Origin of the sequence: Paludibaculum fermentans (genome assembly GCF_051172195.1) — a bacterium.
GTDB classification, from domain to species: Bacteria; Acidobacteriota; Terriglobia; order Bryobacterales; family Bryobacteraceae; genus Paludibaculum; species Paludibaculum fermentans_A.
On record NZ_JBPJAQ010000002.1, the window covers coordinates 1686005 to 1707964 of the forward strand.

Consider the following 21960-nt stretch of genomic DNA (forward strand, 5'->3'; position numbering starts at 1 on the left):
GATGTACGGAATCCGATTGCAGTTGGATGTCGTAGGTGTCTGAGAAGCCTCCGGGATTTTACGCATACGATTCTAATGATCGTGATACCATGCCACAAAGGAACCCGATGTACCGATTCTCGATGTGCCTGTTGATGGTGGCTGGAAGCGCGATTGCGCAGGAAGAAACCAAGGCCAAGGACGAGCCTCCGGTGATTCCGGTGCTGCATCAGAGCGTGGTGGTGCAGGGGAGTCCGGTGGAGGTGACGATCGACCGGCGCAACGGCGAAGTGGTGCAGAAGACGATGTTTTCGCGGGACGACCAAATCTTCCACATCCTGGATGCGGGGATCAATGCAGGGCAGCACGAGGGTGGCGCAAAGAGCGTGGAGATCCGGCGGTTTGGCTTCAACCTGGATCACGGCGGGGTGAGCGGCGGCTTGAAGGTGCTGACGGACGGCGTGGGTCAGAACCAGTCGACGCAGGGGCACGGGCAGGGCTATTTGGGCAGTTTGAAGAGCCTGTCGCCGGAGCTGATCAAGGAAGTGAACCTGATCAACGGGCCGTTCAGCGCGGAGTATGGCGATTTCAGCGGCCTGGGCGTGGTGCACATTTTGACCCGGGACACGATGCCGGATGAGCTGACGTTCCGGATGCAGGGTGGGTCGTATGACACGGCCCGGGGGTTCTTCTCCTATAGCCCGACGCTGCAGAATACGGACGCGCTGTTTGCGTATGAGGGGTCGTTCTCGAACGGACCGTTCCTCAATCCGCTGGGGTACCGGCGGGACAACGTGACGGCGAACGTGACGCAGCGGATGGGCGAGCGGCGGCAGGTGGCCTTGAAGTTCAATGCCGGGCGGGCGGATTCCTATTCCTCGGGGCAGTTGCCGGTGGACGAGATCATCGCGGGGCGGCTGAGCCCGTATGGCGCCGTGAATCCGACGAATGGGATCAGGCAGTGGAACGGGACGCTGGCCGGGTATCTGCGCCAGGAGGGCGACAACGGGCAGGTGTGGAAGGTGGACGCGTTTGTGGGGCGGTCGTTGTTCGATCACTTCATGGACTTCACCTTTTATCTGAACGATCCGGTGAATGGCGATGCGTTCCAGCAGCACGATTCGCGGTTGCAGCAGGGGGCGAACGTGCAGTACCTGCGGCCGCATAAGTTTCTGGGGATGACGGGTTACTTGTCGACTGGCGCGAACTTCCACGCGAACCAGATCAACGTCGGGCTGTATCCGCGGATCGACGGGACACCGACGGGTGTGACTTCGCGGGCCCAGGCCGATATTACGAATGGCGCGGGCTATGTGCAGGAGAACTTCAGCCTGCTGCAAGGCAAGCTGCTGCTGGGCGCCGGGCTGCGGTTTGATGCGTTCCGGTTCGACCTGGCAGATCGCGTGGATCCGCTGGGCAGCGGTGTGGAGAATGCAGGGCGGTGGCAGCCGAAGGCGAGCGCTTCCTACACTCCTTCGCACAGGGTGCCGGTGACGTTGTTTGCGAACTATGGGCGCGGGATCTCGACTTCCGATGCGCGGGCGATTGTGAAGAACCCGCAGATGGAGCGGGTGGCGACGACGGATTTCACGCAGTCGGGCGTGGCGTTCCGGACGGGCCGGTTGGCGCTGCAGGCGGCGGGGTTCCACATCGCGCGGTCGAATGAGCAGGTGTACATCCCGGATGACGGCACGATTGAATTCAAAGGGCCCAGCCGGTCGTACGGTTTCGAGACGAAGGCGTCAGTCGAGTTCAACCGGTTTGTTTCGTTGAACGGCGGCATTACGAAGGTGACGAACGCGTTTTACCTGGGGACGCCGCGGGTGTATGTGGATAGCGCTCCGCACTTCGTGGCGAACGCGGGGGTGACGTTGTCGGGCTGGCGGAGTTGGAGCGGGTCGTTGCGGATGCGGGCGATTGACCACTACCGGCTGGATGGTGAAGACGCCTCCATTGTGGCTTCGGGCAACACGGTCTTTGATTTGTGGGTTTCTCGCAGGGTCAGCCGGAACATCGACCTGCACGTGGGCGTGGACAACCTGATGAACCGGTTTTACTACGAGACGCAGAACTACTTCGAGTCGCGGCTGCCGGGGGAAGAGCCGATGTCGCGGATCCATGCGACCCCGGGCTATGGGCGGACGATCACGGTGGGGATGACGTTGAAGCTGCGGCGGAAGTAGCAGCGGGCCCGCGTGGGGCGAGCCCGCTGGCCGGTTTAGCCCTTGATGACGATATTGACCAGTTTGCCGGGCAGGGTGATGACCTTGACGATGGGGCGGCCGGCGATGAACGCCAGCACCTTTTCGTCGGCCAGGGCGAGCGCCTCCTGCTCCTCTTTGGTGGAGCCGTGGGCGGCGGTGATGCGGCCGCGCAGCTTGCCGTTGACCTGGACGGGGATCTCCAATGCCTCTTCTTTGGCCAGCTCCGGATCGAAGGCGGGCCAGGACTGGCGGAAGACGGGGCCGGTGTTGCCGATGGTGGCCCAGAGTTCCTCGGCGGCATAGGGCGCGAAGGGCGCGATGAGCAGCGTGAGCTTGGCGGCCACTTCCTGGCGGACGGCCGGGGACATGCCGGCTTCGGCGGCCTGGAGGGCATTCAGCAGTTCCATCAAGGCGGCGATGGAGGTGTTGAAGTGCCAGCGGTTGTCGAAGTCCGAGGTGATCTTGCGGATGGTCTGGTGGAGCTTGCGCAGGGCCTGGGCATCGGTCTCGCCGCTGCCTTCGGTGGCGTCGGCATTGCGCGTCACCCACTTGAAGAGCCGCGTCAGGAAGCGATACTGGCCTTCGACGCTGGACTCGTTCCAGTCCATGTTCTTCTCCGGCGGAGCGGCGAAGAGTGTGAACAGGCGGCAGGTATCGGCGCCGTACTTTTCGACCATGTCATCGGGGTCGACGATGTTGCCCTTGGACTTGGACATGGTCTGCCCATTGAGCTGGACCATACCCTGCGTGAACAGGTTCTTGAAGGGCTCGTCTACCTTGACCAAGCCGATATCGCGCATCACTTTGCACCAGAAGCGCGAGTAGAGCAGGTGCAGGATGGCGTGGGTGACGCCGCCGATGTACTGGTCCACCGGGAACCAGGGCTGGACGGTCTCCGGGGTGAAGGGCAGCTTGTCGTTCTTGGGATCGACGTAGCGGAAGAAGTACCACGAGGAGTCGACGAACGTATCCATCGTGTCGGTTTCGCGCTGGGCCGGCCCTCCGCACTTAGGGCAGGTGGTATTGAGGAAGCTGGGATGGTTAGCGAGCGGCGATTTGCCCTGGCCGGTGAGTTCGACGTCGGAGGGCAGCAGGACGGGCAACTGGTCGTCGGGCACGGGCACAACGCCGCAGGCCGGGCAATGGACGACAGGGATCGGCGTGCCCCAGTAGCGCTGGCGGGAGACGCCCCAATCCTTCAAGCGGTAAGTGATGGAGGCTTCGCCGAAGCCGTTTTCCTTGGCGCGGGCGCTCATCAATTTGCGGGCGTCGGCGCTGGCCAGGCCGGACCATTCGCCGGAGTTCTCGACAATGCCGTATTCGGTGAACGGTTCAGTGGCGATGATGGCGAGCGGACCATCGACGGGGCGGATGACGGGCACGATGGAGATGCCGTATTTCGTGCAGAACTCGAAGTCGCGTTCGTCATGCGCGGGGACGGCCATGATGGCGCCGGTGCCGTAGCCCCACAGGACGAAGTTGGCGATCCAGATGGGGACCGTGGCTCCGTTATAGGGGTTGACGGCGTAGTGGCCGGTGAAGAAGCCTTCCTTGACGAGGTTCTCGGGGTCCTTGCGGCTCTGGTCGTCGACCATAGCCTTCAACTGGACGGCCAGCGCGCCCTCGCAGAGCTGTTTGGAGAGGGGATGCTCGGGCGCGAGGATGACGCAGGTGGCGCCGTAGATGGTGTCGACGCGTGTGGTGAAGACGCGGATCTTCTGGTCGGTGCCGGCCAGGCCGAAATCGACCTCGGTGCCTTCGCTGCGGCCGATCCAGTTGCGCTGCATGGTGAGCACCTGGGAGGGCCAGCCGGCCTCGATCTGTTTCATGTCGTCGAGCAGTTGCTCGGCGTAGGCGGTGATGCGCAGGAACCACTGGACGAGTTCGCGCTGTTCGACGGGCGTGGTTTCGTGACGCCAGCAGCAGCCGTCCACCACCTGCTCATTGGCGAGGACGGTGGCGCACTCCGGGCACCAGTTGACGAGGGAGACCTTGCGGTAAGCGAGGTCGCGTTCCATCATGCGCAGGAAGAACCACTGGTTCCAGCGGTAGTATTCGGGCTCACAAGTGGAGACTTCGCGATCCCAGTCATAGGCGAAGCCCATGCGCAGGAGCTGTTTCTTCATGTGGGCGATGTTGGAATGGGTCCACTCGCTGGGATGGCGGTTGTTCTTGATGGCGGCGTTTTCGGCGGGCAGGCCGAAGGCGTCCCAACCCATGGGGTGGAGCACGTCGAAGCCGCGCATCCACTGATAGCGGGCGAGCGTGTCTCCAATCGAGTAGTTCCGCACGTGGCCCATGTGGAGGCGGCCGCTGGGGTAGGGCAGCATCTCGAGGACGTAGTAGCGGGGCTTGGCGCCGTCGTTGACGGCTTTGTAGAGCTCAGGATCGGCGGACCAGCGCTGGCTCCAATTCAGCTCGATTTCCTGGTGGTTGTACGGCTTTTCCGGCATATAGATTTTAGTGCGTCCACATTGCGTTGGTCGTCGCCCGGCTGGTCGATGGGAGTCTCCAGCACGAACGCCTTGTCCCGCAGTTTTGGATGGTTCAGAATCCTGCGAAACCCTTCCAACCCGATGTGACCTTCTCCTATGTTCGCATGCCGGTCCAGCTTGGAGGCGAAAGCGCCCTTGGAATCGTTGGTGTGGATGACGGGAATGTGCTCCAGGCCGAGGATGAGCTCGGCTTCCCGGACGGTTTTCTCCAGGCCTTCCTCGGTGGAGACGTCGAAGCCGGAGACGTAGAGATGGCAGGTGTCCAGGCAGTAGCCGATGGGGTAGGGGACGTTTTCAGACGCGAGGTCGCGGATGGCTTTGAGGTCTTCGAAGGTGCGGCCGATGGTGGAGCCGGCTCCGGCGGTGTTTTCGAGCAGGAGGGTGAGGTTTTTGGGCTTCAGGCCTTCGGAAGCCCGTTCGAGGGAGCGGGCGAGGGTTTCGATGCCGAGCTCGAGGGTATGGTCCTTGGCGCTGCCGGGGTGGATGACGAGGTACTCGGCTCCGATGGCGATGGCGCGCTCGAGTTCACCGCGGAAACCGGCGACGGACTTCTCGCGGATGGCGGAGTCGGCGGACGCCATATTGATGAGGTAGCTGTCGTGGATGACGAGCGGGGTGAGGTCGTTGGCGGCGCGGAAATCCTTCATCTCTTTGGTCTGTTCCTCAGAGGGCATGGAGGCGCGCCACATACGGGGGCTGGCGGAGAAGATCTGGAGGCAGTTGGCGCCCAATTCCTGGGCTTTTTTGGCCGCGTTGACCAGCGCGCCCGACGTGGAGCAATGGATCCCGATTCGCATTCTTCAGAGTGTAACGCGGCCGGGTGGGTGGAATTGTAAAGGGCGTTAAGGGCGATAGCCCTGTTTGGCCAATCCAAGGATGGTTATCGTTCGCATGAAGAATTTGTAACCCCTCGATAGGGCTGGATCGTCTAATCCGATAGGGGAATTCTACGTTAGGAAAATCCCTTGGCGCAGTGCCTAACTCAGTTAATAACCGATTGGAAACTGCAAAATGCGGAGAGCGTGGAGTGCGTGCCTACTTGGGTTGTTCATCATTGGCCTGATCTGGGGACAATCCCGGTGGGGCGACATCCGATCCTTGTTTCGCCGGGATGTCGGGACGCACTATTCGATCCCCAGTTATCGAAACCTTGATGAATGGCGGCTGCGGCGCGCGCACCTGAGAACGCAGATTCTAACGGCTGCGGGGCTGGAGCCGATGCTGCCGAAGTCGGCTTTGCATGCGCGAAGATTTGACGCGCTGGACCAAGGCAGCTTCATTGTTGAGAAGATCCTGCTGGAGACAATTCCCGGTTATTATCTGGCTGGCAATCTTTATCTCCCGAAGAATACAGGAAGTACTAAGAAGATACCGGCTGTATTAGTGCCGCACGGTCATTGGAAGAACGGCCGCGTGCATGATGCCTCGGATTATTCCGTGCCCGCACTGTGCGCCAACCTGGCTGCGCAGGGTTATGCCGCGTTTGCCTACGATATGGTGGGCTACAACGATACGCGGCAGACTTCGCACACGTTTGGGAAGTCAGAACAGGAAGAGCAGTGGGGTTTCAGCCCGCTGGGCCTGCAGTTGTGGAACTCGATCCGGTCGCTGGATTTCCTGGAATCGCTGGACGTGGTGGATGCGAAGCGCATCGCGGTGACGGGCGCGTCGGGCGGAGCTACGCAATCGCTGCTGCTGGCGGCGGTGGACGAGCGGTTACAGGCCGCGATTCCGGTTTGCATGGTGTCGGCGACGTTCCAGGGCGATTGCACGTGCGAAGAGGCTCCGGGGCTGCGGTTGGGCACCAACAATATGGAGATTGCGGCGTTGATGGCTCCGAAGCCGATGCTGCTGCTGTCTTCGAAGAAGGACTGGACCAAGCGGACGCCGGAGGAAGAGTATCCGGCGATCCAGTCGATTTACCGGCTGTATGGGAATCCGGATGCGGTCTCGTCGATCCAGATCGATTCGGGCCACAACTACAACCGCAAGAGCAGGGAAGAGGCTTACCGGTTTCTGTTCAATGTTTTGAAGCCGGACATCCCGTTTTCGGCGGCTCGCGAGAGTGTCCAGGCGAAGTTCAAGCCGGAGGATCTGCTGATTGGCGCGCTGCCGGCGGATCTGCATCCGTTGTCGCAGGATGAAGTGTTCGCGAGCTGGCGCGAGATGTCGCGGCAGCGGGTGAAGGCGTTGTCGGACCAGGATGCGCGGCGGTTGCTGGCGTCGACGGTGGGCGCTACTTGGCCGCGGCGGGTGGAAGCGATCCAGGCGGGTCAAATGGTCTTGTTGGAGCGGGCGGGGTCGGGCGAACGGGTTCCGGCGCGCTGGGCTCCGGGGCGGACATCTGAGGCGGCGCTGGTGATCGATCCAGGCGGGTCGGAGGCGGCGCGGCGCAGCCGGCCGGTGTCGCAGTTCCTGGCTCGGGGGGCATCGCTGCTGACGGTGGATGTGTATCAGACGGGGAGTGCGATGACGCCGGGCATCAGTTGCGGGCGGACGTGCCTGACGTTCCAGCGCAGCGACGATGCGAACCGGGTATCGGACATATTGACGGCGCTGTCGTATTTGAATTCGACGCGGCCGACGCGGATCACGATGTCGTGCAACGGGAAGGCGGGGTCGTGGTGCGTGGTGGCGGCGGCGGTGACTCCGGCCGGCGTGCCGTTGAGTGTGGACCTGCTGGATCCGGAGATCGCGGCGTTGAACGACCAGCCGGGGCCGTTGTTCATTCCTGGGTTGGAGCGGGCGGGCGGCATGCAGCAGGTGCTGCGGCTGATCCGGCTGAACCATCAACTGCGGATTGAGTCGGCGGATTAAGGCTGCTGGACGGTGAAGGGCAGGCTGATGCGGTTGTCGCCCGCTTCGGCGGTCAGGACGTAGGGGCCGGGTTTCATGGCCGGGAGTTCCACGTTGGGATCGCCCGTTACACTGAACCACTTCTGTTCACTCGACCAGGACCAGACTTCACTGCCGGTCTCATCGTAGAGCCGTAGGACTTTGCCGGAGGACGGTTGCGCGTCCACCTGCAGGCGGGCCCAGGTTTTGTCTTCGTTGAGGGAGAGCTGGATGCCATTCTCGGGTCCTTTGAGGACGGTGGCGGAGCCGAGGCGGGCGTAGACGAGTTCGTAGCTGGCCGTTGAGGGTCCGCCGGTGTTGACGGCGCGTGTCACCAAGCCCACGCCGTCGATGAAGACTTCCTTCGTGATGCCGACCTGAAAGACCCTGGGATAGGCGAAGGCGATGCCGTTGGAAAACTTCCCGGCGACGGTTTTGATCGATTCCTCTTTGCTGGTGATGACCGCAGCGCCAATGCCGCCCGGGAGCGAGGTGCCGTAGGTTTCTCCCACTTTGCGGGAGAAGTCGTACCAGAGAGCATCCTCGCTGGTATCTTCCTTCCACTGCAGGACGCGATCGCCGTCGTTGCGGAGCCAGTAGGAGCCGTCGGGCAGGCCTTGGAGCTGATAGTAAGTATGGCCGGAGAACTCGCGCGATTCGCCCACGCGCAGCACGAGCGGCTCAGTCTGGCGGGTACCGCTGCCGCGGTAGACCCACTGGTTGCCCGTCTGCAGGGGCAGCCAGTCCGCTGCCAGCAGCGCCGGAGCGCAGGCTAGCGCGATCAGGAGATTAGTGCACCGCCATGATTTCAAAAGCAACGGTCCCCCCATACAACTTGCCGCCATCGGTCGTCAGCCAGGCTTCCACTGTATACCGGCCGTCGGGCCAGGGCTGGCTGGCCGCTGTGGTCTGGTCGCCCAGCGGGACGCTCACCACCCAATTCGATTCGCCTTTGATCGTCTCACTATGCAGCACGGCGGCAAAGGTTTTACTGGCCGACCACTGATAAACCTGCCTGCCGTTGGCGCTGCGAATGACTAAATCGTAGACCTGCCCGGAGGGGAAATTCAAGGTCAAATTGTCTCTCGTGGTATTGCGCAGGGTCATGCGCAGCAGCAGGAGCGGCACGGCCTTGTTGGGGTCGACGGGCGGCATGAGGTCGGCGACATAGACGGCGCGGTCGAGTGAAAGGCCGAAGGCGAGTTCGGGCTCGGAGATGACGGTGCGGCCGCCGAGTTTGGCGTAGACGAGGTCGTAGGGGCGGGGTCCGGCGAAGGTCTGCCAGGTGCGGCGGAGCAAGCCCACGGAGGGCAGCCAGGCATCAGAGTCGATGCCGGCGTCGGCGCAGTTGGCGATGGTGTAGCGGACCGTCAGGGCGTTGCTGAACTCGCCGACCGGACCTTTGTAGGCGGCCTGGCGGCTGGTGACGACGCTGGACTTGTTGCAGGAGTCGACGCCGGTTTCGGTTTCCACGCCTTCGGCGGCGGTGAGGTCGAGCCAGACCTTGTCGGTCTTCGAGGCAGCGTCCCAGATGAAGATGCGGCCGGCGTCGTCCTTGCGGAGCAGGACTTCGGGCTGGGACGGCAGGCCGCGGACCAGGAAGTACTCCTGGTCTCCGGCGGCCTGCGATTCCACGACCTGGAGGGTGAACGAGCCGGCGGTGGAGCGGTAGATCCACTGATTCCCGGCCTGCAATGGGAAATAGTCGGTTTGCGCGCGGGCGGATCCGCCCCACAGCAGAATTCCTCCCACAAGGAGGTTAAGAGTAAAAGTTCTTTTCCCAGGCATGGCGTCGTAAGATTTCGAGAACCGGGGCGGGTAAGACCCCCTTCTCTGAGACGGCCATATTCTGTTCTACGTTTCGAATCTTCCTCATTCCGGGGATCACGGTGGAGACCGCGGGGTGCGAGATACAGAAGCGCAGAGCCGTCTCTGCCAGGGTCTCATTGAGGGCGGCGGGTTCCAAAGCGGCCCGCAATAAATTTACTTTGTCGTACACCAGTTGTTTGTGATTGCCGCGGAAATACCAGGCGCGGAATTCGGCCGGGTCGAATTCGGTATCGGGGGTAATCGCTCCGGTTAAAGCGCCTTCATCTAAAGGAACGCGCGCGAGGACGCCGATGTTGAGTTCCTGGCAGAGCGGGTAAAGCTGCTTTTCCGGGGTCTGGTCGAAGATGTTGTAGATCACCTGGACCGTATCGATCAAGCCAGTGCGGCAGGCTTCCAGGGCGGAGTCGGGCTGGTGGTCGTTGATGGAGATGCCCCAGAAGCGGACTTTGCCGGCCTTCTTGAGGTCCTCGATGGCCTTCTTCCACTCGTCGCGGGCGATCCATTCGGGGTTCCAGACGTGGAACTGCTGCAGGTCGAGGGTCTCGACGCCGAGGTTCTTCAGGGAAGTCTCGGTGCATTCCACCACGTAGTCGTAGGGGAAGACGTCGTCGAGGCCGATGCCTGGCTGGGCGGGCCAGATGCGGTTCTTGGGCGGGACTTTGGTGGCCACGTAGGGCGTGGCTCCGGTCTCTTTCAGGGTCTGGGCGATGAGCTGTTCGCTATGGCCTTCGTTATAGGCGAGGGCGGTATCGATGAAGTTGAGCCCCAGCTCCAGGGCGCGGCGCAGGGCGGCCAGCGCGTCGTCTTCGGCATGGCCGCGCCACTGGTTGCCACCAAGGCCCCAGGCTCCGTAGCCGATCTCAGAAATCTGCCAACCTGTGCGTCCGAGCGTGCGTCTATGAATCACGACTCCCATAATAGAGGAAGGGAGTGCCATGCGCGTCGTACTCACACTGATTCTCCTGACCGCCCTGGCCTGGGCCGATACCTTCAAGCTGTATCTGAAGGAGGGCGGCTACCACTCGGTGACCGAATACAAGGTGCTGGAGGACCGCGTCCGCTACTATTCGACGGAGCGCGGGGATTGGGAAGAGATTCCGCTGGAGCTGGTCGATCTTAAAAAGACCGAAGGCGAGCGGAAGGCGCGAGTCGAGGCCGAGAAGAAGGACGCGGCAATTGAGGATGCCGAGGAGAAGTTCGATCGGGCGATGAAGCGCGAGATTGGGCGGATCCCGGTGGACTCGGGTGTCTACTTCGTGGAGAACGACAAGGTCCTCGAAGTGAAGACGGCCGAGATGAAGATGCGGGGCGACAAGAAACGGTCGTTCCTGAAGGCGATGTCGCCGCTGCCGATCATCTCGAATAAGGCCGTGCTGGAACTGCCTGGCGACAACTCGGCCGTTTCCGTGACGGATCCGGTGCAGAACTTCTATTTCCGCATCGCCAACGTCCAGCGGTTCTCCATTGTGCGCCTGAAGCCGGGCAAGGGCGTCCGGGAAGTGGCGGTGTGGACGCGCCAGCCGGTGACCAATCTAGTGAGCTTCGAGATGGACCTGGTGGAGGTCTTCCGCCAGCAGTTGAGCGACGACCTCTATAAGGTGTGGCCGACGAAGCCGCTGACGCCCGGGGAGTATGCGATGGTGCAATACGCCGAGGGCGAGGGTGAGATCCAGATCTGGGACTTCCGGGTCCTTGCCAAAAACTAGCTGAAAACTGAAAGACGGACGGAGTTGAGCCGGAGGTGTCGGCCGATTTGGCCGATGAGGGGGGCGGAGTTGTGCCGGGAGGGGGTAGCAGGAAAGCTGAAACCTTCGGGTGGGTCTCTACATCTGACAGTTGAACGCTCACGTTTTCATACAAGGATTTGCTCAAGTGTGATAGACTCCGCTTGAGCTCGTTAGGTACTCAACTATGGACCTCAATCGCTACACAGAAAAGTCACAGGAAGCCATTCGCGGCGCCCAGACTCTGGCCGCGCGGTTGTCGCACCAACAGGTCGACAATGAACACCTGCTGTTGGCCCTGCTGGAACAGGAGAACGGCCTGGCGCCGTCTATCCTGTTGAAAGCAGGGATCAATCTGGAATCCGCGCACCGCCGGCTGATGTCCGAACTGGAGAAGCTGCCGAAGGTGCAGGTGTCGGGCGGCGGGGGCCAGGGGATGTACCTGACCCAGCGCCTGGCGGCTGTGATCGGCAATGCCGAGCAGGAAGCCAAGAAGCTGAAGGACGATTTCGTCTCGGTGGAGCACATCCTGCTGGCGCTGCAGGCCGGCAACGGCGTTGCGGGGCAGGTGGTGGGCGACCGGACGAAGCTGGAAGCGGCCATCAAGGAGATCCGGGGCAGCCAGCGGGTGACTTCGCAGAATCCCGAGACCACCTATCAGGCGCTGGAGCAGTATGGCCGCGACCTGACGATTATGGCCTCGCAGGGCAAGCTGGACCCGGTGATCGGGCGCGACGAGGAGATCCGGCGCGTGATCCAGGTGTTGTCGCGGCGGACGAAGAACAATCCGGTGCTGATCGGCGAACCGGGTGTGGGTAAGACGGCCATTGCCGAGGGGCTCGCCCAGCGCATTGTGCGCGGCGACGTGCCGGAAGGGCTCAAATCCAAGAAAGTCGTTGCCCTGGACATGGGCGCGCTCATTGCCGGAGCCAAGTTCCGCGGCGAGTTTGAAGAGCGGCTGAAGGCTGTGTTGAAGGAAGTCTCCACCAGCGAAGGCCAGATCATTCTGTTCATCGACGAATTGCATACGGTGGTGGGGGCAGGGAAGGCCGAGGGCGCGATGGACGCCGGCAACCTTCTGAAGCCGATGCTGGCGCGCGGCGAACTGCACTGCATTGGCGCCACGACGCTGGACGAATACAGGAAGTACATCGAGAAGGATGCCGCGCTGGAGCGCCGCTTCCAGCCCGTGGTGGTGGATCAGCCGAGCGTGGAAGACACGATCTCGATCCTGCGCGGGTTGAAGGAGCGGTATGAAGTCCACCACGGCGTGCGGATCAAGGATTCGGCGCTGGTGGCCGCGGCTACGCTGTCGAACCGCTACATCACGGACCGTTTCCTGCCGGACAAGGCGATTGACCTGGTGGACGAGGCGGCTGCGCGGTTGAGGACGGAGATCGATTCGATGCCGTCCGAGCTCGACGAGAAGATGCGGCGCACGATGCAGCTGGAGATTGAGGGCCAGGCGCTGAAGAAGGAGACCGACGATCCCTCGCGGGAGCGGCTCGCCAAGCTGGAAGAGGAAATTTTCTCGCTGAAGGAAGAGACCAATGCGCTGAAGACGCAGTGGACCAGCGAGAAGGACGCCGTGTCGCGGCTGCGGTCGCTGAGAGAGAAGATCGAGGACACGAAGCGCGAGATCGACATCGCGGAGCGGGCCTATGATCTGAGCAAAGTGGCCGAGCTGAAGTTCGGGACGCTGATCGGGTTGGAGCGCTCGGTTTTCGAGGAAGAGAAGCGCCTGCACGAGCAGGAGAGCCACAAGCGCCTGCTGAAGGAAGTGGTCGACGAGGAGGACATCGCGCACGTGGTGGCGCGCTGGACGAGCATTCCGGTCACCAAGCTGTTGGAAGGCGAACTGCACAAGCTGTTGCACCTGGCGAGCCAGCTCCATACGAGAGTGGTGGGCCAGGACGAGGCGGTGCAGGTGGTGGCGGAGGCGGTGCAGCGGGCTCGTGCCGGGCTCAGCGATCCGAACCGGCCCATCGGCAGTTTCCTGTTCCTGGGGCCGACGGGTGTCGGCAAGACGGAGCTGGCGCGGGCCTTGGCCGAGACGTTGTTCGACGACGAAAAGGCGCTGATCCGGCTGGATATGTCGGAGTACCAGGAGAAGCACACGGTGGCCCGGCTGATCGGCGCGCCTCCTGGCTATGTCGGTTTTGAAGAGGGTGGCCAGTTGACGGAAGCCATCCGGCGCCGCCCTTATGCGGTGGTGTTGTTGGACGAGATCGAGAAGGCGCACCCGGACGTGTTCAACGTGTTGTTGCAGGTGCTGGACGATGGGCGGTTGACGGACGGCCAGGGCCGGACGGTGGACTTCCGCAACAGCATCCTGATCATGACATCGAACCTGGGTAGCGACCGGATCAGGAACTATTCGGGTGAGACCGCCGGCACGGCGTACGAGATGATGAAGCTCGCCGTGCTGGAGGAATTGCGCAGGTCGTTCCGGCCGGAGTTCCTGAACCGTGTGGATGAGACGGTGGTGTTCCATGCCTTGCGGAGCGAACACATCCGGAGGATCGTGGACATCCAATTGGGCCTGGTGCGGAAGCGGTTGGCGGCCCGGCACATCTCACTGGATCTGTCGGACGAAGCTAAGGACCACCTGGTGCGCGTGGGTTACGAGCCGGATTACGGCGCCCGTCCGCTGAAGAGGGCGATCCAGCGTGAGTTGGAAACGCGACTGGCGCGCGCGCTGCTGGAAGGCAAGATCCGGGACGGCCAGCACATCTTCGTCTCGGCCCATAAGGGCGAGCTGGTTTTCGAACAGCGGGAACCGGTCGCCGCGCAGTAAGCAGTAAATTGCCGCCGGCGCGGAACCCAAACCGCGCCGGCGGCAATCAAAGAAGCAGCAACGAGAAGAGAGTTATGCAATAGGCTATAGCGGAGAGCTGAGGCCGTATTGCTTGAGTAAGGAGCCCAATGCCAGACCAAATCGAATTCGTGACGTTGCCGGTTCTTCCTTTGAAGAATATCGTGCTCTTTCCGAAGCTGGTGCTCCCTCTGTCGGTGGGCCGCGACGCCTCGCGCGCCGCGGTGGAATCCGCCATCAAGGACCATGAAGGCGAGCTGATCCTGCTCGCGCAGCGCGACCCCGCCAATGAGGCCCCCGGGGCTTCAGATCTGCACAACTTCGGGACGCGCGCCAAGATCCGCAAGGTACTGCGGACGTCGCCGGCCCTGATTGAAATTGTGGTGGCCGGACTGGACCGCGTAGGAATTGTCAGCGTGGAGCAGACCGGCGGACATCTCACCGCCAAGGCATCGCCCATGCCGCTGGCGGCCGACCATTCGACGGAAGAGAAAGCGCTGCAGACCGCCCTGTTTGAAGTCGCGGCCAAGGCCATCGAACGCATCAATCCGCAGGCGGCCGAGCAGATCTCGAACCTGATGACGAATGCGGACGATCCGCAGCAGTTGATGTGGCTGTTGTCGACGGCGTTCAACCTCGACATGCAGAAGCTGCAGACGCTGCTTTCCGCCGGCACTTTGAAGGAAGCGCTGGAGCTCGCCGTGCAGTATCTGACGGAAGAGATCCGCGTGCTGGAAGTGCGGCAGAAGATCGTGTCCGAGGCGCAGGAAGAGATGTCCAAGGAGCAGCGCGACTATGTGCTGCGGCGCCAGATGAAGGCCATCCAGCAGGAGTTGGGTGAGGACGATCCTTCGAAGGCGGAGACCGAAGAGCTGCGCAAGCGGCTGGCCGAGACGGTGCTGCCGGACGAGGCGCGCAAGGAAGCGGAACGCGAGTTCAAGCGCTTTGAGCGTCTGCCGGACCAGTCGCCGGAGCGGCATGTGCTGCGCACGTGGCTCGACCTGGTGCTCGACCTGCCGTGGGCGAAGCAGACCGAGGACAACCTCGAAATCGCCCGTGCCCGGCAGGTGTTGAACGACGACCACTATGGCCTGGAGGACGTGAAGGAGCGCATCCTGGAACACCTGGGTGTGCTGCAGCGGAATCCGAAGGCCAAGGCGCCCATCCTGTGCTTTGTGGGACCTCCCGGCGTCGGCAAGACGTCGCTGGGCCAGTCCATCGCCCGTGCGCTGGGCCGTAAGTTCGAGCGCATGAGCCTGGGCGGATTGCACGATGAGAGCGAGCTGCGCGGCCACCGGCGGACCTACATCGGTGCCATGGCCGGCCGCCTGATCCAGGCCATCCGGCGCTCGGGTGCGAACAACCCGGTGCTGATGCTGGACGAGGTGGACAAGCTGGGCCGCGACTTCCGGGGCGATCCGGCGGCGGCGCTGCTGGAAGTGCTGGATCCGGCGCAGAACTCGACGTTCCGCGACAACTACCTGGACCTGCCCTTTGACTTGTCGAAGGTGATGTTCGTCACGACGGCGAACACGCTGGACAGCCTGCCGCAACCGCTGCTGGACCGCATGGAAGTGCTGCGGCTGGCCGGTTACAGCGAGGAAGAAAAGGTCGCGATCGCGAACAAGTACCTCATCCCGCGGCAGATGACCGAGGCGGGCATGACGGAAGAGCAGTTGACGTTCCCCGCGGACGGGCTGCGCAAACTGATTGAGTCGTACACACGCGAAGCCGGGCTGCGCAACCTGGAGCGCGGCATCTCGAGGCTGTGCCGCAAGGCGGCGCTGAAGTTCGCCGAAGGGCGGACGGAACCCATCGCGATGGACTCCGCCATGGTGGTTGAGCTGTTGGGACCTGAGTTCTACGTGCCGGAGCCGGCGCGTGAGAACCTGCCGGCCGGCGTCTCGACGGGCCTGGCCTGGACCCCGGCGGGCGGCGATGTCCTCTACATCGAGGCGACGCTGCTGCCGAAGGGCAAGGGCATGACCTTGACCGGACAACTGGGCGAGGTGATGCAGGAGTCGGCCAAGGCGGCCCAGAGCTTCCTGTGGGCGCATGCCGAGGAGTATGGCATCGATCCGCAGGCGTTCTCCGACTTCGGCGTGCACATCCACGTGCCGTCGGGCGGGATTCCGAAGGACGGTCCTTCGGCCGGCATCACGCTGGCCGTGGCCCTGGCTTCGCTCTACACGAAGAAGAAGGCCCGGCACGATACGGCGATGACCGGTGAGATCACGCTGACCGGGCGTGTGCTGCCCATCGGCGGCTTGAAGGAGAAGGTGCTGGCCGCGCGGCGGGCCGGTATCAACCGGGTGATCATTCCGGAGGCGAACCGCAAAGATCTGCGCGACCTGCCCAAGCACGTGCGCGAGGAGATGCAGTTCTTCTACGCCACGCGGATCGACGATGTGTTCCGTGAGGCGATTCCGGACCTGTTGCCGGAGCCCGTTCCGGTGACCAGCCTGAGTGCTTAACGCGGTTTGACGGTAAGTGAGTTTTTGTTGCAAGCATCGGCGTGCCGGTTCTATCTGGCACGCCGATTTTTTTAGCCGTGCGGGCGGCTAAATTCCCCGGAGCGACACTACATAGTTGTCGACGGAAGGACCCTTCTGTACGTTGCGCCTTTGCAGGGTGACCAGGAGATCGGCCTGTTCGACAGCCTGCCGCAGCCAGTCGAAGGAAATGCGCCCGGCGATCTTCTGCAGGCTTTCGCGGAGGTCGCGATTGCGGATGTGCGTACCTCCGCCGTGCAGGATGGCGAGGTCTTCCAATAGCGAATACAGAGGCTTGAAGTGATAGTCGAGCTTTTCCGATTTACTGGCTAGAAATGACTCTGATTTCTGGGCCCAGGCGGCGAAGTTGGTCTGGCCGGAAGCGGCTTCCAGCAGGGCCAGCATGACGCCGCGGCGTTTCTCATAGGCGGCCAGGTCGAGCGAACAGGCCAGGCCGGGGCAGCCTCCGGCGAGCGATACGCGCCGTTCGGCATCCTTCAACTGCTTGGACTTGGCGAAGGCCTTCATCTCTTCTTCGGCGACGGGCGTGAGGTAGAAGATGACGGAACGCGAACGGATGGTGGAGGGCAGGTCGTAGGAGTTTTCAGCCGTCACGAACAGGATCATGTGGCTGGGCGGCTCTTCCAGCGTTTTGAGCAGCGAATCGGCGGCCTGGATGTTGGCGCGATCCATCTGGTCGATGAGGAAGACGCGCCACTTGCCCTTGAGCGGGCGCATCTGGGCGCGTTCTTTCGCCTGGCGCATCTGCTGGATGGAGATCTGGCGCAGCGGGCCATCGGGTGGAAAGGTGAGGAAGTCGGGGTGCGAGGCGAACAGCAGGGGATCTTCTGAGCGCTTTTCGCTGGGCCACTTCTCACGGTCGGCCAGGATGGCGCGGTTCTCTTCGCGGCTCAGATCGTCGAGCTCGATCTTCCCGGCATCGCCCAGCAGTTGGGCGGCGAAGCGGCGGACGAGGGTCGCCTTGCCGACGCCTTCCGGGCCGGCGAGCAGGATGGTCTGCGGAATGCGATCGGTCTCGATCATCTTCCACAGTGCGCCGGCGACGATGGGATTGCCCCAGAAGTCTTTAAACATGGATCTCCCGGTAATCGTGGAAGACACGCCAGACGCGTTCGGCGACGGTGTCGAGATCGCCCCGGCCGTCGACTCGGACCACGCGCCCCGGTTCCTCGGCTTCCAGGGCCTCATAGCCGCGCAGGACGCGCTCATAGAACGACCGGCTCTGGTCGTCCATGCGGTCGGCCGATTCAGTCTCTTCGTTGCGGGACTTGGCGCGATTCAGGCTGGTTTCGAGATCGACGTCGATCCAGAGCGTGAGGTCAGGTTGGCGGCCGCGGCAGGCGATGCGATCGAGCGAGCGGATGACATCGACCCCGAGTTGGCGCCCATAGCCCTGGTAGGCCCAGGTGGAGTCGGTCCAGCGGTCGCAGAGCACGATCTCCCCGCGCGCCGTGGCGGGCGTGACGATCTCGTCGAGATTCTGGGCGCGGGCGGCAAAGTAGAGCAGCATCTCGGCCGTAGGGCCCAGGTGTTCATTGGCCGGGTCGAGCAGAATGCGGCGGATGGCTCCCCCGATGGCGGTGCCGCCGGGTTCAGCCGTCTCGATCACGGTCTCGCCGCAGGCGCGCAGGCGCTGGGCCAGCATCCGCATCTGCGTGGTCTTGCCGCAGCCGTCCAGGCCCTCAAAAGTCAGAAAGAGGCCGCGGCGGGTCGTCATAGACATAGTGCAGGACTTTCTTGAGATCTTCCCAGGCTTCGCGCTTGGCGACCTGGCCGCTGGTGGGGCGCAACAAGTAAGAGGGATGGTAAGTGGGCATCACCGGGATTTCGCGCCACATGTGCCACTTGCCGCGCATCTTCGTGATGCCTTCCTTGGTGCCGAGCAACGCTTTGGCGGCCGTACCGCCCAGGGCGCAGATGGCGCGCGGCTTCATGACCATCAACTGGCGGGAGAGGAACTGGCCGCAGATCTCCATCTCGTCCGTCTCCGGCGTGCGGTTTTCCGGCGGACGGCATTTCACCACATTGCAGATGTAGACGTCGGGCCGCCGGATGGAGAAGCCCTCCTTGCCGGCGGTATTGTCGATCATCTGCGTCAGCAGTTGGCCGGCCCGGCCGACGAACGGCAATCCTTGCTCGTCCTCGTCTGCACCGGGCCCCTCCCCGACAAACACTAACCGGGCATGCTCGTTCCCTGACCCGAAGACGATGGTCTTCCGGCCCTTACACAGCCGGCAGCGCTGGCAGTCACCCATATCTTCGCGAATCTTGACAAGAGTGTCATTATCTGGAGATACGGGGAAATCAGAGGGAAACAACTTAGGCGGCTCGGTGGATCTACTCATATCCGGTTGAGGGGTTGGCCGGAGGGCCGGGATTTCGACACGGGGTGGCGGTGGCGTACTGGCTCGAACTGGGGGAGGAGGCGTCACGGAGGGTTGGGGTGCGGCGGCCAGCGGAGCCTGGGCCTGGTCCACGAAGACGCTCTTCACGCCCAGGTCGCGGTAAAACTCCAGGTACTGCTTGAGCTGGTCGCGGTCCATGGTCCGTTGAGGCCCTTACTGCCGCTGGTGCAGCGCCAGGCGCAGCTTCAGAATCTGGTCGAGAATCTGGTCGGCCAGGGCGCGTTTGGAGGCGCGGGGCAGCGGCTGGATTTCGCCTGTGCTGAGCACCAGTACTACTTCGTTCTGGTCGCTTTCAAAGCCTACGCCATCGGCGGAGACGTTGTTGGCCACCACCATGTCGCAGTTCTTGGTCTGCATTTTGCGGCGCGCTTCGGCCACCATGTTTTCCGTTTCGGCGGCGAAACCGATGAGCAGGCGATCCTGTTTGCGGCGACCGACTTCGGCCAGAATATCCAGTGTCGGGTCGAGCTCCAGCGACAGGCGCATGGCGCTCTTCTTGACCTTTTGCGTGGGTACGTTGGCGACGTGATAGTCGGCGACGGCGGCGGCCTTGATGACGATGGTGCTGGCTTCCAGGTTGTCCATCACCGCGGTGTACATCTCCTGGGCGGTCTGCACCGGCACCATTTCGACACCTTCCGGCGCGGGCAGGTTGACGGGTCCGCTGACCAGGACAACGCGGGCGCCGCGCAGGGCGGCGGCTTGGGCGAGGGAGTAGCCCATCTTGCCGGACGAGCGATTGGAGATGAAGCGGACGGGATCCAGCGGCTCGCGCGTGGGCCCGGCGGTAAGCAGGACGGTTTCTCCGTCGAGGTCGTGACGCTGGGTGAGGGCGCGCAGGGTGCGGTCGGCAATGCGCTGCGGATCGGGCAGGCGGCCGGGGCCGGTGGTGCCGCAGGCGAGCAAGCCTTCGTCGGGATCGAGGATCACATGACCGCGCGCCTTCAGCGTTTCCAGATTGGCCTGGGTGGCCGGGTGCTGCCACATGGCGGTGTTCATGGCCGGAGCCAGGACGACGGGCCCTTCAAACGCCAGGTAGAGCGTAGTCAGGAAGTCGTTGGCGAGGCCGTGCGCGAAACGGGCCAACAGGTCGGCCGTAGCGGGCGCAACGACAAGGATCTGATGTTCCTGCGCGACGCGAATATGTTCGACGCTGGATGCCAAAACGTCGTCGGCTGAGCCGGCGCCGAACATATCGGTAATGACTTTGTGCCCGGTGAGGGCGGCGAAAGTGAGCGGGCGGATGAATTCCTGGGCGGCTTCGGTCATCACGGTGGTGACGGAGAAGTCGCGTTCCATGAGGGCGCGCGCTAATTCAGCGGCCTTATAAGCCGCGATTCCGCCGCCTACGCCCAAAATCGCAGAATAGGACGCCATGTCGGCTAAAGTCTAGGCTTCGGGTTCGCCGTCCGGATTGGGGGTCTGCAGGGCCGCGTCGTAGTAGCTGACCAGGCCGCGGCGGACTTCTTCCATGGCGGCGACGGTGGGCTTCTTCGACGTGCTGGGCAGGAACGAGCGGGCGCCGCCCTGCAACTGCCGGGCGCGCTTGGCGGCCACAATGATAAACCGGTAGGCGCTGCCTTCCGGATCGTCCGGAATTGCGTGGATCGGAGTGCGGTTGACTTTGTCGGCCATAATCTTGCGACCTCTTATTCTTTCTCAAACGTCGCCAGAATCTGCTCAACCCGTGACTGCATCCCGGCGTTTTTGCGCTGGACGCGTGCGGTCATCACGATACAACACAGCAGATTGGAAGCGACTTCCACATCGTCGTTGACCAGCACATAATCGTACCGGCCGAAATCGCGAATCTCCCGGGCTGCTTCAGCCACCCGCTTCCGGATGACCTCCTCCGACACATCCCCCCTGGCTCGAAGCCGTTTCTCCAATTCCTCACGGGAGGGGGCCAGGATAAAGACACTGATCGCTTCCGGGATCTTCTCCCTCAATTGTCGCGCACCCTTTACGTCGATGTCGAGGACCACGTCCTTGCCCTCGCGCAGGCCCTGGTCGACATAGCAGCGGTGCGTGCCGTAGAAATCGTCGAATACAGGCGCCCATTCGATGAATTCGCCGCGCTCGATCATTGCCTGGAAGTCTTCACGGCTCACGAAGTTATATTCGCGGCCATGCGTTTCCTGGCCGCGCGGCGGGCGGGTCGTATAGGAAACCGAAAAGATCAGGTTGGGGTCGCGTTCCAGCAGATTCCGGACCAGCGTGGATTTGCCCGAGCCGGAAGGCGCGGAAATGATGATGACTTGGCTCATTCGAGGTTCAGCACCTGTTCGCGGATGCGCTCGATGTTCGCCTTTGCTTCCAGGCCCAGGCCGGTAATCTTGAGGCCCAATTCGCCGACGCCGGAGGTCTTCGAGAGGATGGTGTTCGTCTCGCGATTCATCTCCTGCATCAGGAAGTCCAGTTTCTTGCCGAGTTCGCCGCCTTTGTCGAGCAGCACATCCAACTCGCGGGAGTGCACCTGCAGGCGGCCGAGCTCCTCCGTGATGTCGCTGCGGTCGGCCAGCACGGCGGCTTCCTGGGCCAGTCTTTGCGGATCCATGGCGACACCCTTCAGAAGTTCCGCCAGGCGTTCTTCCAGCCGGGCGCGGAAGTGTTCAACAGCCGGAGCGCGCAGCTTCTCGATCTCCAGGGCGTCGCGCCGGATGTCGGCGTTGTGACTCTTGAGCAGTTGGCGGATCTCGGCGCCTTCGCGTTCGCGGAAGACGTTCAGCGCGCTGAGCGACTCTTCCAGGGCCGAGGTCACCAGTTGCTCGAGCTCAGCCGGAGCGTCTTCCTCGCCTGTCGGCTGGGCCAACATGCCGGGGATGCGCAGGGCCATGTGGACGTCGGGCTCGGCCGCGATCTGATAGGCGGATTGGGCCTCCTTCAAAGCCGTGAGGTAGGCTTCGAACAGGGGCCGGTTGAGCGCCGCGGCGGCGGTGGCATGAGCGGGGGTGAAACTGATGCGGACATCGACGTGACCGCGCGAGACATACTTCTTGACCACGCCTCGCAGCAGCGGCTCGAATTGCTCCAATTCGCCCGGAATGTGCGTGTGCAGGTCGAGCGCGCGGTGATTCACGCTCTTCACGGTGGACGTAATCTCGCCCAGTTCGTTCGTTTTGCGGACCCGGGCGAAGCCCGTCATACTGCGGAGACTCAT

17 protein-coding genes are annotated in these 21960 nt (G+C 62.8%); 5 read left to right on the top strand and 12 right to left on the bottom strand.

Annotation, left to right across the window (positions count from 1 at the left end):
* Window positions 1-89: 89 nt before the first annotated feature.
* Window positions 90-2162 carry a TonB-dependent receptor gene (locus ACR9Y2_RS33285; RefSeq protein ID WP_435046195.1) on the top strand — a complete coding sequence of 691 codons (2073 nt, stop codon included), beginning with the start codon at window positions 90-92 and terminating at the stop codon, window positions 2160-2162.
* Between the two features lie 35 nt (window positions 2163-2197).
* Here the strand turns inward: ACR9Y2_RS33285 and leuS are convergent, their stop codons facing one another.
* Together leuS and ACR9Y2_RS33295 are read right to left on the bottom strand one after the other, a co-directional pair.
* Window positions 2198-4636 (bottom strand): leucine--tRNA ligase, encoded by a 2439-nt coding sequence (gene leuS, locus ACR9Y2_RS33290; RefSeq protein WP_435046196.1) that lies wholly within the window; start codon window positions 4634-4636, stop codon window positions 2198-2200.
* Entirely contained in the window at window positions 4597-5475 is an 879-nt protein-coding gene (locus ACR9Y2_RS33295; protein WP_435046197.1) for a deoxyribonuclease IV, read from the bottom strand. The genes leuS and ACR9Y2_RS33295 overlap by 40 nt, the downstream gene beginning before the upstream one ends.
* Window positions 5476-5896: 421 nt before the next feature.
* On the opposite strand from ACR9Y2_RS33295, the gene ACR9Y2_RS33300 reads away from it, so the two are divergent.
* Window positions 5897-7495, top strand: a complete 1599-nt coding sequence (locus ACR9Y2_RS33300; protein WP_435046198.1) for an alpha/beta hydrolase family protein — start codon at window positions 5897-5899, stop codon at window positions 7493-7495.
* Here ACR9Y2_RS33300 and ACR9Y2_RS33305 read toward each other — a convergent pair.
* The 3 genes from ACR9Y2_RS33305 to ACR9Y2_RS33315 are packed head-to-tail and all read right to left on the bottom strand — an operon-like array spanning window position 7492 to window position 10250.
* Window positions 7492-8325, bottom strand: a complete 834-nt coding sequence (locus ACR9Y2_RS33305; protein WP_435046199.1) for a hypothetical protein — start codon at window positions 8323-8325, stop codon at window positions 7492-7494. The genes ACR9Y2_RS33300 and ACR9Y2_RS33305 overlap by 4 nt on opposite strands.
* The gene (locus tag ACR9Y2_RS33310; RefSeq protein WP_435046200.1) at window positions 8303-9265 is read right to left on the bottom strand and encodes a BsuPI-related putative proteinase inhibitor; all 963 of its coding nucleotides are present in this window, start codon (window positions 9263-9265) and stop codon (window positions 8303-8305) included. Before ACR9Y2_RS33310 ends, ACR9Y2_RS33305 begins: the two co-directional genes overlap by 23 nt.
* Before the next feature lie 7 nt (window positions 9266-9272).
* A complete protein-coding gene (locus tag ACR9Y2_RS33315; protein WP_435046201.1) occupies window positions 9273-10250 on the bottom strand; it encodes an aldo/keto reductase in 978 nt (325 codons plus the stop codon).
* Between the two features lie 28 nt (window positions 10251-10278).
* Here ACR9Y2_RS33315 and ACR9Y2_RS33320 point away from each other — a divergent pair, with 28 nt between their 5' ends.
* The 3 genes from ACR9Y2_RS33320 (at window position 10279) to lon (ending at window position 16356) form a co-directional block, all read left to right on the top strand.
* A complete protein-coding gene (locus ACR9Y2_RS33320) occupies window positions 10279-11049 on the top strand; it encodes a hypothetical protein (RefSeq protein WP_435046202.1) in 771 nt (256 codons plus the stop codon).
* A 205-nt stretch (window positions 11050-11254) separates the two neighbouring features.
* Window positions 11255-13864 (top strand): ATP-dependent chaperone ClpB, encoded by a 2610-nt coding sequence (gene clpB / locus ACR9Y2_RS33325; protein WP_435046203.1) that lies wholly within the window; start codon window positions 11255-11257, stop codon window positions 13862-13864.
* 140 nt (window positions 13865-14004) lie between these two features.
* Complete coding sequence (lon, locus tag ACR9Y2_RS33330; RefSeq protein ID WP_435046355.1) at window positions 14005-16356, top strand: endopeptidase La; 2352 nt, start codon at window positions 14005-14007, stop codon at window positions 16354-16356.
* Between the two features lie 87 nt (window positions 16357-16443).
* Here the strand turns inward: lon and ACR9Y2_RS33335 are convergent, their stop codons facing one another.
* The 7 genes from ACR9Y2_RS33335 to ACR9Y2_RS33365 are packed head-to-tail and all read right to left on the bottom strand — an operon-like array spanning window position 16444 to window position 21960.
* Window positions 16444-17469 (bottom strand): AAA family ATPase, encoded by a 1026-nt coding sequence (locus ACR9Y2_RS33335; RefSeq protein ID WP_435046204.1) that lies wholly within the window; start codon window positions 17467-17469, stop codon window positions 16444-16446.
* Window positions 17462-18118, bottom strand: coding sequence for a dTMP kinase (gene tmk / locus ACR9Y2_RS33340; protein WP_435046205.1), 657 nt, complete (start codon window positions 18116-18118; stop codon window positions 17462-17464). The genes ACR9Y2_RS33335 and tmk overlap by 8 nt, the downstream gene beginning before the upstream one ends.
* Complete coding sequence (locus tag ACR9Y2_RS33345) at window positions 18078-18938, bottom strand: uracil-DNA glycosylase (RefSeq protein WP_435046206.1); 861 nt, start codon at window positions 18936-18938, stop codon at window positions 18078-18080. The genes tmk and ACR9Y2_RS33345 overlap by 41 nt, the downstream gene beginning before the upstream one ends.
* A gap of 15 nt (window positions 18939-18953) precedes the next feature.
* A complete protein-coding gene (gene coaBC / locus ACR9Y2_RS33350; RefSeq protein WP_435046207.1) occupies window positions 18954-20177 on the bottom strand; it encodes a bifunctional phosphopantothenoylcysteine decarboxylase/phosphopantothenate--cysteine ligase CoaBC in 1224 nt (407 codons plus the stop codon).
* 12 nt (window positions 20178-20189) lie between these two features.
* Window positions 20190-20435 carry a DNA-directed RNA polymerase subunit omega gene (rpoZ, locus tag ACR9Y2_RS33355; RefSeq protein WP_435046208.1) on the bottom strand — a complete coding sequence of 82 codons (246 nt, stop codon included), beginning with the start codon at window positions 20433-20435 and terminating at the stop codon, window positions 20190-20192.
* 14 nt (window positions 20436-20449) lie between these two features.
* Window positions 20450-21067, bottom strand: coding sequence for a guanylate kinase (gmk, locus tag ACR9Y2_RS33360; RefSeq protein WP_435046209.1), 618 nt, complete (start codon window positions 21065-21067; stop codon window positions 20450-20452).
* Entirely contained in the window at window positions 21064-21960 is an 897-nt protein-coding gene (locus ACR9Y2_RS33365; RefSeq protein WP_435046210.1) for a YicC/YloC family endoribonuclease, read from the bottom strand. Before ACR9Y2_RS33365 ends, gmk begins: the two co-directional genes overlap by 4 nt.